The organism is Collinsella sp. AM36-4AA (genome assembly GCF_003467795.1).
GTDB lineage: Bacteria > Actinomycetota > Coriobacteriia > Coriobacteriales > Coriobacteriaceae > Collinsella.
Genome location: NZ_QSHS01000009.1, coordinates 56,000 through 70,349, shown reverse-complemented (window position 1 = coordinate 70,349; position 14,350 = coordinate 56,000). Strand labels below are relative to the sequence as shown.

Genomic DNA, 14,350 nt, shown 5'->3' with positions numbered 1-14,350 from the left:
GCGCGGCAAGGAGATATATTGCCAGACCGCGAAGCCCTGTGGGACGTCAATTCCACTCTTCACAAGTCCTACACAACATATTGCTTTCTATAGGTAATAGAAAGACTGGTGTGGATCTTCCGCACGTATCAGATGATGACCCTTTGGTTCAGGAATATATAGAGATCGGTCACCTGTAAGTGTTTATCTACCCGCGCTTTTAGCAATGTAGACCAGCGCTTTCGATAAAAAGGAGGGAGCGCCGCGCACAACGCGACACTCCCCTAGCGATTCAAGAGAACCTATTAGGCCTCGAGAGCCTTCTTGGCGATGGTAGCCAGCTCGTTGAAGGACTCGATGTCCTCGTAAGCCATCTGAGCCAGGACCTTGCGGTCGAGCTCGATGCCGGCAACCTTCAGGCCGTGCATGAACTGAGAGTAAGAGATGTCGTTCAGACGAGCAGCAGCGTTGATACGAGTGATCCAGAGAGAACGGATCTCGCGCTTCTTGTTGCGGCGATCACGATACTGATACTGCAGGGAGTGCTGGACCTGCTCTTTAGCATGCTTGTAAGTACGCGAAGCGGCACCGTAGTAACCCTTCGCACGGTGCATAACGGTACGGCGCTTCTTCTTGGCGGCAACAGCGCGCTTAATACGTGCCATGTTCTATCAACTCCTAGACGGTAAAACGAAAAACGGGAACGCGAACTTAGGCGAGACGCGACTTGATGACCTTGCGGTCGGCAGCGGCGATCTCGGTCTCCTGACGGAAGCCACGCTTACGCTTGGTGGACTTCTTGCTCAGGATGTGGCTCTTGAAAGCCTTGGCGCGCATAAGCTTGCCGGTACCAGTCTTGCGGAAACGCTTCTTGGTGCCGCTGTGGGACTTCATCTTAGGCATGAAATACTCCTTAATCGGTTACAGAACACTAGTTACTTGCTATCGCTTGCCGCTTTATCCTCATCGAAGGCGCCCTTAATCGGGGCGAGCAGCATAAGCATGTTACGGCCTTCCATCTTAGGCTTGGACTCGACCGTAGCGTAAGGCTTGAGATCCTCGGCGAGGCGCTCGAGAACGTTAAGGCCCTGCTCCGGGTGAGCCATCTCACGGCCGCGGAACATGATGGTGATCTTAACGCGTGCGCCCTTCTTGAGGAAACGCAGAACGTGGCCCTTCTTGGTCTCGTAGTCGCCAACGTCGATCTTGGGTCGGAACTTCATTTCCTTGACCTCGACCTTGGACTGGTTCTTACGAGCAGCCTTGGCCTTCATGGCCTGCTGGTACTTGAACTTACCGTAGTCCATGACCTTGCAGACCGGCGGCTCCGCGTTGGGAGCGATCTCGACCAGGTCGAGACCCTGATCGTCGGCGACGCGCTGGGCATCGCGGATGGCGAACAGGCCGAGCTGAGAGCCATCGACGCCAATCAAACGGCACGAAGATGCAGTGATCTCGTCGTTGATGCGGGTGTCATCAGACTTAGCTATTTTCCCTACCTCCATTCATAAAAAAATAACCCGGCGCTTCTCAGCAACCAGGTCGTACACATAGACTTCCTCGATTTGAGGAAGGGAATCTAAGTTGTATGACCAGTCAGCTGCTCATTGGCGCCAAAAGGTGGGAGCCCTCGGGTTCCTCTTTAGGGCATTGCGGGAACAACGCCTTGCGAATAATAACACGTACCGCGCGTTATCACATTACGTACACGAAAAAGGGGGCCTCGACCCCCTTGAACACTCGCTTGCATGTATGGTGCCCGAGGCGAGACTCGAAGGGCCTTCGCTTCGCGAAGCCCCGGGCTTCGGGCGCGTGGCGCCCTCGCCACGCTCCGCTACAAACAGGCCACAGGCCTGTTTGCTTAACGCTTCGCGCGCTCACGCGAGTTCGGCACGAAAAAGGGGGCCGCAACCCCCTTGAACGCTCACTTGCATGTATGGTGCCCGAGGCGAGACTCGAACTCGCACGTTGTTGCCAACGGTGGATTTTGAGTCCACTGCGTCTGCCAATTCCGCCACTCGGGCACGCAATGCGTGAGTTAGTTTATCACAGCTTTCTACCGATTAGTCCGAAAATGGAACTTCGAGCATTTCGATGAGTTCGACCGTGCGGAGCATCTCGCGCCGACGGCATCCGCGACCGTCGACCGAAGCCTCACCCATCTGGTTATCGTAAGGGTCCTCGCGCATGCCGTCGAAAGCAGGCACAAATTCAGCCTGGAATCGATTATTGGCCACCATGCGCCACGGGTCGAGATTGCCAAAGTAGTGACGACGACGCCACTCCTCCCCCATCCTGCGTGCCGAGGAACCAAACGATACGTCGGCGTTAAGCCAACCGGTCTGTGGAGTATAGAACTCAGCCCAATCGTGCGGCCCCACCGAATCGGGCGCAACATACAGGCCGCTCTGCCAACGGGCAGGAACGCCCGCAATGCGGCACATGGTGATAAACGTGAGCGCCATAACGCCGCAATCGCCGCGGAGCGAGTGCACACAGTCATCGGCAATAGATCCCAAAAGCAGGTACGGTGGCTGATAGCGATAGTCGACATGCTGTGTCAGGTAATCATAGATAGCACGAGCGAGATCGAGCGGATCATCGAGCCCGCCAATAACACGCTCCGTCAACTGTCGCAGGTACGGCGTAAACACAATGTGCGGACGGTCCTCGGAAGTGTCCTCGGGCAGCGGCGTGTCCATGCACGTATGCGACGGGAGCGCACCACCATAGATATCACAATAGGCGGCATCGATGTGATAGCGATAGGTCACCGAGAATGAATGTTCAGTCGAAGATGTCCAAGAGGCAGTACGAGCCGAAACGTTTTCAGAGGCAACGGTACCCTCCGACGTCATATCGAGAACCTCGATATGAGACTGTTGACGACAGGCGGCGGCAACGGGTAGCCACGCGCGAACAGCCTCTCCCTCCTGAGCCCCGGGGACAGACACAGATGCCTTAAGCGTGATGACGCGAGTCAACCCGTTTTGCGACTCCATCTCCCTGAGCATCTGGTTACGCAGCGCCATGCCGTCCGCAGAATCGGGACGCAGGCCCGGAACCTCCTTGGGGTACACGCGAAGCGAATCGAGGAAGTTGTCGAGAACAAACAGCTCGCCATCGATAAAGCGCCAGTCAATACGCTTACGATTAATCAGGTCATCAAACTGCTCTTCGGTAAACTCTGGCCACTCCTCGCGAATCATCGCAATGGCCCGATCACGCGACACCGAAAAATGAAGCGGCGTCTCGAGCATGCGATACCGCTCCGCACGAACACAAGCAGCCAGCGAAGGCTCGGGGTTCTGCTCCAAAAGGCGATCGCAGGCAGCAACAGCCTGCGTCAAATACCCGGCATCCTTAAGACGAAGAATCTCGGGTGGCAGTCCAATATCGAGATGGCGAAAATCATCACTGCAAACATCAACAGAGCAGCCAACAGGACCCTCGTCAATAACCTTCCCATCCGAAGGCAGCACATTAATAACAGCCATACCAAAACTCCAAGTCACTAGAACGCTTGAAGCCCATTGTAGCGAGATAAAAAGAAAGCCCCAACAAGGGAGCCATCAACACCGCTGAACGGTAGTCAAATAAAAAATTCAGCCTCGTAACCCTGCGGCGTTAAACGAAGGAAGCCCCGTCCCCCGGAACTGCTTCCTTGGCGCGACTTCTGGCAAAGCCAGTAGCCATCTTAATTCAGCCCAGTAACCCTGTAGCGAGTTAACGAAGGAGGCCCCGTTTCCCCGGAGCTGATTCCGTCGCGCGACTTCTGGCGAAGCTAGGTGAGCGCGAGGGAAACAGCGTAGGGGAAACGGGGCCTCCGGCGGGAAGTTAAACCGCTACTTACGCCTTGTTGACGGAGCCAAACTCCTCCATGAGCTCCTTGGTGCGGGCAACGATGTTGTCGCGACCAGGCTTGAGGAGCTTGCGGGGATCAAAGCCCTTGCCCTGCTGATCCTTGCCAGCCTCGATGTACTCGCGGACGCCCTTGGCGAAGACGAGCTGCAGGTCGGTGTTGACGTTGATCTTGGAGATGCCCAGGGAAATGGCCTTCTTGATCTGATCCTCGGGGATGCCGGTGCCACCGTGCAGGACGAGGGGCAGGTCGCCGGTCTGGGCCTTGATCTCGCCCAGGCGCTCGAAGGAAAGGCCAGCCCAGTCGGCGGGATACACGCCGTGGATGTTGCCGATGCCGCAGGCGAGGAAGTCGACGCCCAAGTCAGCGATCTGCTTGCACTCAGCAGGATCAGCGAGCTCGCCGCTGGAGGTCACGCCGTCCTCGGTGCCGCCGATGCCGCCGACCTCGGCCTCGATGGACATGCCCTTGGAGTGGGCAAGCTCAACGAGCTCCTTGGTGCGGTCGAGGTTAAGCTGGAAGGTCTCCTCGTGAGAGCCGTCATACATGATGGACGTGAAGCCGGCCTCGATGCACTTGAAGCAGTCCTCGTAAGAACCGTGATCGAGGTGAAGGGCGACGGGAACGGTAACGCCCGTGGCCTCGACGGCAGCCTTGACCATGTCGGCGCAGACCTTGAAACCGCCCATCCACTTAGCGGCACCAGCGGTGCACTGAAGGATCAGCGGAGACTTGGCCTCCTCGGCGGCCTGGAGAATAGCCAGGGTCCACTCGAGGTTGTTAGTGTTGAAGGCACCGAGACCGTACTTGCCGGCCTCGGCCTTCTTGAGCATGTCTGCTGCGTTGACGAGCATAAAAGAAACCTCCTGTAAGGTTGCTCCGATAACGCCTGAGATTTTACCACGGCGCACCCGAGCATAAACGTTCGTTTGTTCACGAATATCGTCCAAACAGACTTTTTTTGACCGTTTGCCCTACGGAATCGACCCGTTGGGGAAAAATAACTTGACGTTTGGACGCTCCTCGTGCTTCGGAAGCTGACTATAAAGCTACACCTGCATGAAAGGGTTCTGTATGAGCTCGCGTGCCATGGTGGTCGAATCGCCATGACCGGTTAGGCAAACGGTATCGGGCGGGAGAAGCCGAGCGAGCTTGGAGAGCGAGCGCAGAATCGCCGCCTCGTCTCCGCCAGAAAGGTCGGTGCGGCCGTGCCCACACGGAAACAGCGTGTCACCAACAAAGGCGATATTTCCCTGCTCGGTGGCGGCGAACAGAACGATGCCGCCTGGCGTATGCCCGGGCACTTCGATAACCTGCAGGCAAATGTCGCCCAGCTCAATGGTGTCGCCCTCGGCAAGCAGCCGCGTCGGCTCGCCCGGATCGGGCGTCTCGATGCCCCACATCGCTCGCTGTTCTTCGATATTCGCATGCGGCACAGCTGCGTCCTTGCCGCACAGCTCGTACAGGGCGTCAGCGCCAATGGCGGCACGAACTCCAGCGACACCGCCAACATGATCGGCGTGACCGTGCGTGCAAACGGCACCGAGCAACTGCACATCGGGGTATTTGGCTCGAATGTGCTCAACGAGGCCCTCGCCCTCCCAGGCGGGATCGATAACCAGGCATTCGCCGTTCGAGATCACGGCATAGCTGTTGGTCTGGATGGGCCCGTTTACAAGCGTCTCAATCGAAGCCGTACCCCGAGGGGCTAAATCCAAAGCCGCAGCGTCCATGCATACGCCCTCCTTCTATAAACGTCGAGGCATCAAACGATGCCTCAAACGTAGCCAATATCATTACTGTCGCGCGCTCGTTACGCCTATACGCGACGTTTGAGCTGGGCCCCACCCTCACCAGGCATCAGACGGCGCGCGTCGTAGACCGAATCGACACTGCTGATGGAAGCCAGCAGCGGATCCAGGCCGCTCGCATCCGAAATCTCGACCATAAAGCGCAGAGTCGCAATACCCTCGCGGTTGGTCGACGTGGCGGCGGAAAGGATGTTGCCGCCTGCATCGCCAATGGCGATAGTGACGTCCTTGAGCAGGCCCATACGATCCAGGCACTCGACCACAATCTCGACCTGGAAAAGCGTATCGGCAGCACCATCCCACTCTACGTCAATCATGCGCTCGGGATGCTCCATGAGGCCCTTTACGTTGGGACAGTTGGCACGATGCACCGAGACGCCTCGGCCGCGCGTGATGAAGCCGACGATATCGTCGCCCGTCACGGGGTTGCAGCAATGAGCCAGACGGACCAGCAGGCCGCTGTTGCTCTCGCCCTTGACGATAATGCCGTTACTTGCGCTCTTGCCACGCTTTTGCGGCTTGCGGTTGGAGCCGCGGGCGGGCTGCTTGACGACCTCGGCGATAGCCTCGGCCTTGGTGAGCTGCTCCTCGGGCTTGGGGTCCAAGATTTGCTCGACCTTATTGCCCACGGCACGTGGGGCGACTTTGCCCGCCCCAACGGCTGCGAACAGGTCCTCGAGCTGCTTGTAGTTAAACTGCTCCGCCACAGCATTGAGCGCACGCGTGGAACGCGGCGTAGAGATGCCATAGCCGCGCTTGCGCAGGTCCTTGGCCAGTATATCGCGGCCGGCTGCAGCGTCATCGTCTTTGGTCGCGGCAGCGAAGTAACGACGAATCTTTGACTTGGCAGAAGGCGTCTTGACGATCTTGAGCCAATCGCGCGACGGCTTGGAACTCTTGTTGGTCAGAATCTCGACACGGTCGCCCGTCTTGATTTCGTGCGTGAGCGGCGCCACCGCACCGTTGATCTTGGCACCGACGCAGTGGTTACCGACCTCGGTATGGACGGCGTAGGCAAAGTCGAGCGGCGTAGAGCCGGCACGAAGCGCCATGACCTCGCCCTTGGGCGTAAAGACAAAAATCTCCTGATCGAACAGGTCAACCTTCAGCGAATGCAGATATTCCTTGGCGTCGGTGATCTCGTCAGACGCCGCCCAGTCGAGTGAGTGCTTGAGCCAGTTAATCTGATCATCCAGACGCTGGGCGTCGTTGGTCTTGGAGGCAGACGATCCGCCCGACTTCTTGTACAGCCAGTGGGCGGCGATGCCGTACTCGGCCTGCTCGTGCATCTCGTAGGTTCGAATCTGAATCTCGAGCGGACGGGCCGTGGGGCCGATAACCGTCGTATGGAGCGACTGATAGTTATTGACCTTGGGCATGGCGATATAGTCTTTAAAGCGACCGGGCATGGGGTGCCACAGCGTATGCACCGCACCGAGCGTGGAGTAGCAATCGCGCACCGAATGCGTGATGACGCGCAGTGCCACCAGGTCGTAGATCTCGGAGAACTCCTTGCCCTTGCGCTTCATCTTTTGATAGATAGACCAATAGTGCTTGGAACGGCCGTTGATCTGAAAGCCCTCCAGACCAATGCGGTTGAGCTCGTCGGTGAGCGTCTTGATGGTCTCGGCCAGATAGCGCTCGCGAACCTCGCGCGACTCCGCCACCATGCGCGCGATGCGCTGGTAGGCGTCGGGCTCAAGGTAGAAGAAGGACAGGTCCTCGAGCTCCCACTTGATAGAGCTCATGCCCAGGCGGTCGGCCAGAGGCGCGTACACGTCCATGGTCTCGCGCGCCTTAAACAGGCGGCGGTCCTCGCGCAGGGCGGCAAGCGTGCGCATGTTATGCAGGCGGTCGGCGAGCTTGACGATGATGACGCGAATATCCTTGGACATGGCGAGGAACATCTTGCGCAGCGTGAGGGCCTGTTTCTCGTCCATGCTGTCGACTTCGATGTTGGTGAGCTTGGTCACGCCATCGACGAGCTCGGCCACCGTATCGCCAAACAGGTCGGAAACATCGGCAAGCGAGGTCTCGGTATCCTCGACGGTATCGTGCAGCAGCGCGGCGCACACCACATCGCAGTCCATCTTGAGATCGGCCAAAATGATGGCAACCTCGACGGGATGGTTAATGTACATCTCACCCGAGCGGCGCTTTTGGTTGCAGTGCTTCTCGGCAGCAAAGCAATAGGCCTGCTCCACCTTAGAGAAGTCATCCTCATTCATATATTTGAGGCACAGGCGCTCCAGCTTGTCGTAGCTGTCCGCCATAATCTCGGGCGGCAGCTCATCGGCATGCTTATAGTGCTCCATCTCCGAGAACGGCTGGAGGGTGGAATCATGGGCGGTACGGGCTGCGGCATCCATCGAGGTCCCCTTCCCCTAGGCCCGCGGTACGATCGGGCGGTTAACTTTGGCTAGCATATCAGAAGCGCACGAATCGAGCGCCCAACTCCGGAAAGCCGAGAACTCCATGCGCGAGCGCAAGCCCTCCAAATAGCGAATTGACCTGCTCAATTGCACACGGCCGGGGTTTTCGGCCATCGCGATGCGACGAGTGTCGTCAAACCCCGAAACTCGACAGAAACCAAGCTCTTCGAAGATTCCCAGGCCGCTTTCCACCGAGCGCTCATCGACCGGCGTGCGAGCATCGATGGCAAGGCACATCTGCGCGATGTCGATATCGCTCGCGCTAAAGGAATCGTCCCCGGTCTTGCCGCGGTTGGAGCGCCACATGGTCTGCAGCGCACGATAGAGTGTGACGAGTTCGTCGCGCTCGGGTGCGTAGCAGTCGAGCAGGCGCTCGTTGATGCGGGCGTCGCGCGACGAATAGAGCAGGTGGATCACGGCGGGCTGTCCGTCACGACCGGCACGCCCGCTCATCTGGTTGAACTCAATGGCGCCAAACGGCATGTGGTACAGCACGACATGGCGGATATCGGGCAGATTGACACCCTCGCCAAAGGCGGAGGTCGAAACGATGCAGCTGAGGCTTCCGTCTCGGAATGCTTCCTCCACGCGGCGGCGATCGGAGCGCGCAAGCCCCGCGTTATAGAACGCGATATGGGTTGCGCAATCGGGCACACGCTTGCGCAACGTCTTGGCGAGCGCCACGGACTGGTCGCGCGAATTGACGTAAATGACGGTCTTCTCCCCCGTCGCCACGATCGACACCAAACGGTTCTCGCGGCTCGCAAGGTCGCGGTCGTCCTCGAGCTGCAGGTTCTCGCGCACCGTCTCGTCGACCACCGTGCGAGTAATCGGCAGCATGCGGGCAAGCTCGGCCACGACCGGAGCCGTCGCGGTGGCCGTCGCAGCCATAACAACCGGGTCGCCCAGGGCTTTGAGGATATCGGGCATGTCGAGATAGGCGCTGCGGTCGCCGCCCTTGGCAAGGCCGGCGTGGTGCGCCTCATCGATAACGACAAAGCCGATGCGGCCCGAACGCGCGAAGCGGTCACGGTGGATAGATAGGAACTCGGGCGTCGTGAGCACGATACCGGTGCGGCCCGAAGCTAGGCCGGCGAACACATCATCGCGTGCGGCCTCCACGGTCTCGCCGGTCAGCACGCCAACGCCAATGCCAAGCGCTGCCATCGTCGACGAGAGGTGATAGGCCTGGTCGGCAACAAGCGCACGCAGCGGATAGACAAAGATACTCGCACGTCCGCGAAGGACAGCCTCGCGCGCAGCATGCACATGGAAGATGAGAGACTTGCCGCGGCCCGTTCCCATAACGGCCAAGACGCTCTGGTGGTCGGCCAAGGCATCGAGCGCCTCAACCTGCGCGCGGTGCGGCTGGTTCGATCCGATCAAGCTATGGATAAGCGAGCGCGTGAGCTCGGTATAGGAAAGCTGGGCGAGCGTCTCGCGCTTACGCGACTCCAGGCGCAGGCCGGAATCCGCCGGCTGCACGCCACGACGAAGCTCGCATGCCGGATCGTCGACGCTGGGCAGCGTGGTATCGCGGACCAGAACATCCTTGATCATGAGCTTGGGCTTCACACGCCCCTGCCAATGCTCGGCAACGGCCTCGAACACCAAGTCGACAGCGCTATCGCAGTTGATGAGCTTATCGATTTGCGGCACGCGGAACATAATGGCCGGAACACTCGCGGCGCCATCGGTCGCCACAAAGCGCATGTGCTCGCCGGTTTTGCCCACCACGGCGCGGTCGCACATCGTCACGCCCTCGGCAGCCAGCAGCGGCACCTTGTTGCCCTGGCCAAACGGCTCAAGACGGGAGATCTGCTCGATGGTCTCGATATTCAGCTCGGAAAGGTCGACGGTGGCGGCGACCTCGTCGGTGTCTTCAAAGTCCTCGGCGGGAAGCTCCGATAGCACGGCGGAAAGGCGGCGGCGGAACTCATCGAGCTTGGATGCCTCGATGGTCACACCCACCGCACCGGCATGTCCGCCGCGACGAATCAGCAGGTCGGAACAGCGCTCGACGGCGTCAAACAGGTTAACTTTGCCCACCGAGCGACCAGAGCCGCGCGCGATACCGTCCTCGATCGAGAACAGCAGCGCCGGCACGTGATAGCGGTTGGTCAGGCGGCTCGCTACGATACCCTTGACGCCCTCGTGCCAGCCCTCGCCACCCACGACGATTGCGCGACCGCCGTCATAGGTCTCCTCGACCTTTGCCATGGCGTCGCGTGTGAGCTCCGCCTCGATCTCACGGCGCTGACGGTTGATTTCCTCGAGCTCGGCTGCCAGTGCACTTGCCTCGATAGGATCGCGGGCAAGCAGCAGGTCGAGCGCCAGCTTGGGATCAGCCATGCGGCCGGCAGCATTCAGACGAGGGATGAGCGAAAACGACAGGCCGTCGGCCGTAATGGTAGAAAGGTCGGCCTTGGCAAGTGCGGCAAGCGCGATATAGCCGGGACGGGCCGTCACGCGCATCTGTTGGATGCCCTCGGCGACCAGTGCGCGATTCTCGGGCGTGAGCGGCATCATGTCGGACACGGTGCCCAGCGCCGCGACCTCGATCAGCGAACGCCAATACGACGGCTTGCCCAAACGCTCGCCCAGGACCTGCACCAGCTTGAGCGCCACGCCGGCACCGGCAAGCTCGCGCGAGGGACCCTCGTCCTCGAGCTTGGGGTCGGTCAGGGGCACGCCCTGCGGCACCTGGTCGGACGGCTCGTGATGGTCCGTGACCACCAAATCGATCCCCAGGCTCTCCAGATAGGAGACCTCCTCCTTGGCGGCAATGCCGTTATCGACGGTCACGATCAGGTTGGGTTGGGCGAGCTCGTTGACGCGGTCGAGCGCCGCACGCGACAGGCCGTAGCCCTCGTCAAAGCGATGCGGAATAAACGGCGTGACGTTGGCGCCAAACGAACGTAGCGCCTCGGTCAACAGACAAGTCGACGTAATGCCGTCAACGTCAAAATCGCCAAAGACCGCGATGTGCTCGTGGTTGCGAATAGCGCGCTCGACGCGGTCGGCAACGACCGCCATGCCCGGAATAATGAGTGGGTCGGCCCAGTCGCGATCGAGCGAAGGCGTCAAAAACAGCTGGCCTTCCTCGATGGATGCAATGCCGTGCGCAACCATAATGCGCGCCACCAGCCCGGGTATGCCCAGGCCAGCCGAAAGCTCCTTTTCGAGCTCGGGGTTTTGCCGAGCGACCGCCCAGCGATGCGTCGTCTCAAGCGATGACATAGGCGCCCACCCCCGATAGGGGCAGGTCGCCGCGATACCTCTCACGGTTCATAGCGATGAGTCCTCTGTGTATACCCGCTTCGGCAGGCAGATCTGTTGAACGGATTTATTATACCGTGCAGCGCGGACGCACAACGTCCAGCACGCCGCGGTTTCGATAAACGAGGGCGGTAATACCCTCGAAATAATCGAGCGTTTCTGACGCACGGACGCATGCGAGCGTCTAGCATATCCATTCAAAACGGATTCACGAGCAAAGGGAGTCACAAGAGCATATGAAGCAATGGGTTGGACTGGGCAAGTTTCTTGCGGGGCACATGCAGGTCATCGTTCCGATTTGCGTGATGCTCGGCGTGCTCTTTCCCCGGCAGATCGGCGTGCTCAAGCCCATCGTTCCCGCCCTGTTTGCCTTTATGACGTTTCAGGGTGCGCTCAGCAACACCTTTCACCAGGTAACCGAGGTGTTCCGCCGTCCGCTGCACCTGGTCTTGGCGTTACTCGTCTCGGCGGTGCTTATCCCTATCGCAGCCTATGCCATGGGATCGTTATTCTTTGGCTCCAACCCCAACCTTGTCTGCGGCATTGTGCTCGAATACAGCGTGCCCGTGGCCGTCACCGCTTTTATGTGGATCAGCATGTTCGGCGGCAACGGCCCGCTCGCGCTCACCATCATCCTGACGTCCTCGGTCATCTCGCCCGTGACGATTCCGCTCACGCTGAAGCTCCTGCTGGGTGCCACCGTCGCAATCGATGTTCCGGGCATGATGCAGAACATGGCCTTTATGATCGCCATCCCTGCCGTGCTCGGCATCGTGATCAACGAGCTCACGCGCGGATGGGGACATGAGAAACTCTCCCCCGCGCTTTCGCCCGCCTGCAAGTTCATGATGATGGGGGTCATCGCGTCCAACTCCACCGCCATGAGCGAGTACGTGTTGCACATGAATGTTGAGCGCTTGGAAGTCGCCCTCTTTATTTTGGTCTTCGCCATCAGCGGCTTTGTCGTCGGTTTTCTGGTCGCCCGTGCGTTGCACCTGCCGTATAGCGAGACGACCACCATGTGCTTTACCTGCGGCATGCGTAACATCTCTTCGGGCGCCGTCATCGCCACGCAGTACTTTCCAGGCGAAGTCGTGTTTCCCGTCATGTGCGGAACGCTGTTTCAGCAGGTGCTCGCCTCGGTTATCGGACATCTCTTTGAGCGACTGACCGGCGAGGAGCGCGCCGCCCAGCGCAGGCGCGTCGAGGCCGGCCGCGACGCCATGGGACGCTAGACTGTCCGCATTACGCGGGTGTTAGTCTTGCTATTCGAGCGTTTCCAGATGCGCACGCAGGCGATCAGCATCGATATCGAGCGTGGTCTCGGCATTAACCTGGGCCAAACGATAGCCGACAAAGTAGGGCGAAACCACCCAACGCGGAAGCGCCTTGGCAATGGTCCGGCCGTCCATGTGGTAGAAGAACAAGTTGTACGACTCCGCGCGGCCGCCGTGGTGCTCGTGCAGGATATAGCGCAGGGCCACCTGAATCGCATCGGCAAACAGGTCCGCTTCGGCTTGGTCGCGGGCGTCGTCGCTGGCGGCGATTCCCTGTGGAGCCGAGACGTTGACCTCAAAGAATCCCATAATCGGTTCGGTTGAGATGTTGACCGAGATTCTCCCCTGCTGCCAGACAGCGATGCCTTCAAAGTTGGCTAAGGTCAGCGCCGCATAGCCGTCCTCCTGTTCCAAGCCCACAATCTGCATGTGTGGATGGACGAGGCTGCCGCCCGAAAGCGGGCCTTTGTTCTTGTACATGAGCACGCTGCGGTACTGTTGGGAATCGATCATCTGCTGCCAACAGCCCAGGGCAAACCGCATCACATGATGCAGCTCATCCGGTTCATAGGTCACCAGGTCGGCGTCGTGATTGGCCGACTCAATCAATACGGTCTGACGGGTAGCCCGCAAGGTCTTGAACTTATTCTCGAGCCAGATGCAGTCACCGTCGCGCCGGATGATATTGGCAAGTTCCTCGGTATCGCAAAAGGGGCACGCGGTGCCAGGGCGACGATTATCGTCGGGCTTGCCGCTCGCCTGCTGAACGTCAAATACCAGCGCCACGGGCTATACCTCCACCGGCACGATCTTGGTGCCATGGAGCTCGGAGACGCCTAGCGCCGCCGCGACCGCGTCGCGATTTGCCGTAGTGATGCCGCCTCCGGGAAGGATGGTCAAGCGGTCGCCCGCATACTCGATCAAGCGGGCCAGGTTTTCGAAGTTGTCCTCGATCGGCGCACTGGCAGTACCACCGTGCGTCAGAATGCGCGTAACGCCGCAGTCGACAAGTGTATCAATCGCATCGAGCTGAGCCTCGGGCGAGAGCTGGTCAAACGCCATGTGGAAGGTGATGTCAAGGGACTCGCGCTTGCACTCCTCCGTCGCGCAGCCCGTAGCCATAACGAGGGCGCCGAGGGTGAGCTCGTCGAGCGCCCAGCCGCTGGCACAGGGCTTGCAGCAGCCAAAGACCAGGCCGTCAACGCCGGCGCTCACAGCAAGGCCCAGGTCCATCTCCATCATGCGCAGCTCGTCCTGGTTGTAATGAAAGTCGCCACCACGCGGACGAATCATGCACATCACTCGCGCGTCATGCTCGTGAGCGTAGCTGACTGTAGCGCTAATAACGCCGGCGGAAGGCGTGGTGCCGCCAACGGCCAAGTTGTCGCACAGCTCAATGCGACCCGCACCGGCCTTGATGGCCACCGGTACCCGCTCAAAGTTCTCGGCGCAAAATTCATATAGCATAGATAGCCCCCGGGAGACATTTCGATTTCCACACGGCATTGTCGCACGTTAAATAGCAACCCGCACGATGGAACAAAACCTTGACAAGGAGTGTCCCAAAGTGCCGGCACATAAGGAACGTCCCCAGGTGCCACCTTGAGCGATGGGTACTCATTTAAGTACGTCCCCAATGAGTACCCGCAGGGGACAGACAGACCGGACTCCCTATACGACAACTGTTGACATCATATACTATGTGTCATA

The 14,350-nt window shown here is 59.4% G+C and carries 11 protein-coding genes and 1 tRNA gene; 1 reads left to right on the top strand and 11 read right to left on the bottom strand.

Features of this window, described 5'->3' with window-relative positions; all coding sequences use genetic code 11:
* Positions 1 to 284 precede the first annotated feature (284 nt).
* The 9 genes from rplT to recJ all read right to left on the bottom strand — a co-directional run bounded on the left by rplT (position 285) and on the right by recJ (position 11,324).
* Positions 285 to 644, bottom strand: a complete 360-nt coding sequence (gene rplT / locus DW850_RS04585; protein ID WP_006234421.1) for a 50S ribosomal protein L20 — start codon at positions 642 to 644, stop codon at positions 285 to 287.
* A 46-nt stretch (positions 645 to 690) separates the two neighbouring features.
* Positions 691 to 882 (bottom strand): 50S ribosomal protein L35, encoded by a 192-nt coding sequence (rpmI, locus tag DW850_RS04580; protein ID WP_006234422.1) that lies wholly within the window; start codon positions 880 to 882, stop codon positions 691 to 693.
* Positions 883 to 914: 32 nt separating this feature from the next.
* Positions 915 to 1,484: a translation initiation factor IF-3 gene (gene infC, locus DW850_RS04575; protein WP_089573296.1), complete on the bottom strand. Its 570-nt coding sequence runs from the start codon at positions 1,482 to 1,484 to the stop codon at positions 915 to 917.
* A gap of 432 nt (positions 1,485 to 1,916) precedes the next feature.
* Positions 1,917 to 2,003 (bottom strand) — tRNA-Leu (locus tag DW850_RS04570).
* Positions 2,004 to 2,042: 39 nt separating this feature from the next.
* Positions 2,043 to 3,476, bottom strand: a complete 1,434-nt coding sequence (locus DW850_RS04565; RefSeq protein WP_117786377.1) for a transglutaminase-like domain-containing protein — start codon at positions 3,474 to 3,476, stop codon at positions 2,043 to 2,045.
* Between the two features lie 352 nt (positions 3,477 to 3,828).
* Positions 3,829 to 4,695: a class II fructose-1,6-bisphosphate aldolase gene (gene fba, locus DW850_RS04560; RefSeq protein WP_035137086.1), complete on the bottom strand. Its 867-nt coding sequence runs from the start codon at positions 4,693 to 4,695 to the stop codon at positions 3,829 to 3,831.
* A gap of 195 nt (positions 4,696 to 4,890) precedes the next feature.
* Positions 4,891 to 5,574, bottom strand: a complete 684-nt coding sequence (locus DW850_RS04555) for an MBL fold metallo-hydrolase (protein WP_117786376.1) — start codon at positions 5,572 to 5,574, stop codon at positions 4,891 to 4,893.
* 86 nt (positions 5,575 to 5,660) lie between these two features.
* Positions 5,661 to 8,021, bottom strand: a complete 2,361-nt coding sequence (locus DW850_RS04550; protein WP_117786375.1) for a bifunctional (p)ppGpp synthetase/guanosine-3',5'-bis(diphosphate) 3'-pyrophosphohydrolase — start codon at positions 8,019 to 8,021, stop codon at positions 5,661 to 5,663.
* A 15-nt stretch (positions 8,022 to 8,036) separates the two neighbouring features.
* Positions 8,037 to 11,324: a single-stranded-DNA-specific exonuclease RecJ gene (gene recJ, locus DW850_RS04545; protein ID WP_117786374.1), complete on the bottom strand. Its 3,288-nt coding sequence runs from the start codon at positions 11,322 to 11,324 to the stop codon at positions 8,037 to 8,039.
* 275 nt (positions 11,325 to 11,599) lie between these two features.
* Between recJ and DW850_RS04540 the strand changes: the two genes are divergently transcribed.
* The gene (locus DW850_RS04540; RefSeq protein WP_117786373.1) at positions 11,600 to 12,598 is read left to right on the top strand and encodes a bile acid:sodium symporter family protein; all 999 of its coding nucleotides are present in this window, start codon (positions 11,600 to 11,602) and stop codon (positions 12,596 to 12,598) included.
* A 30-nt stretch (positions 12,599 to 12,628) separates the two neighbouring features.
* Here the strand turns inward: DW850_RS04540 and DW850_RS04535 are convergent, their stop codons facing one another.
* Positions 12,629 to 13,426: a DUF4931 domain-containing protein gene (locus DW850_RS04535; protein ID WP_117786372.1), complete on the bottom strand. Its 798-nt coding sequence runs from the start codon at positions 13,424 to 13,426 to the stop codon at positions 12,629 to 12,631.
* 3 nt (positions 13,427 to 13,429) lie between these two features.
* Positions 13,430 to 14,107 carry a copper homeostasis protein CutC gene (locus DW850_RS04530; RefSeq protein ID WP_117786371.1) on the bottom strand — a complete coding sequence of 226 codons (678 nt, stop codon included), beginning with the start codon at positions 14,105 to 14,107 and terminating at the stop codon, positions 13,430 to 13,432.
* Positions 14,108 to 14,350 lie beyond the last annotated feature (243 nt).

Excerpts from the sequence above, each read along its gene's own strand:
- DW850_RS04550 (WP_117786375.1), bottom strand. The coding sequence starts at position 8,021 with ATGGATGCCGCAGCCCGTACCGCCCATGATTCCACCCTCCAGCCGTTC.
- DW850_RS04555 (WP_117786376.1), bottom strand. The coding sequence starts at position 5,574 with ATGGACGCTGCGGCTTTGGATTTAGCCCCTCGGGGTACGGCTTCGATT.
- rplT (WP_006234421.1), bottom strand. The coding sequence starts at position 644 with ATGGCACGTATTAAGCGCGCTGTTGCCGCCAAGAAGAAGCGCCGTACC.
- rpmI (WP_006234422.1), bottom strand. The coding sequence starts at position 882 with ATGCCTAAGATGAAGTCCCACAGCGGCACCAAGAAGCGTTTCCGCAAG.
- DW850_RS04565 (WP_117786377.1), bottom strand. The coding sequence starts at position 3,476 with ATGGCTGTTATTAATGTGCTGCCTTCGGATGGGAAGGTTATTGACGAG.
- DW850_RS04540 (WP_117786373.1), top strand. The coding sequence starts at position 11,600 with ATGAAGCAATGGGTTGGACTGGGCAAGTTTCTTGCGGGGCACATGCAG.
- recJ (WP_117786374.1), bottom strand. The coding sequence starts at position 11,324 with ATGTCATCGCTTGAGACGACGCATCGCTGGGCGGTCGCTCGGCAAAAC.
- DW850_RS04530 (WP_117786371.1), bottom strand. The coding sequence starts at position 14,107 with ATGCTATATGAATTTTGCGCCGAGAACTTTGAGCGGGTACCGGTGGCC.
- fba (WP_035137086.1), bottom strand. The coding sequence starts at position 4,695 with ATGCTCGTCAACGCAGCAGACATGCTCAAGAAGGCCGAGGCCGGCAAG.
- infC (WP_089573296.1), bottom strand. The coding sequence starts at position 1,484 with ATGGAGGTAGGGAAAATAGCTAAGTCTGATGACACCCGCATCAACGAC.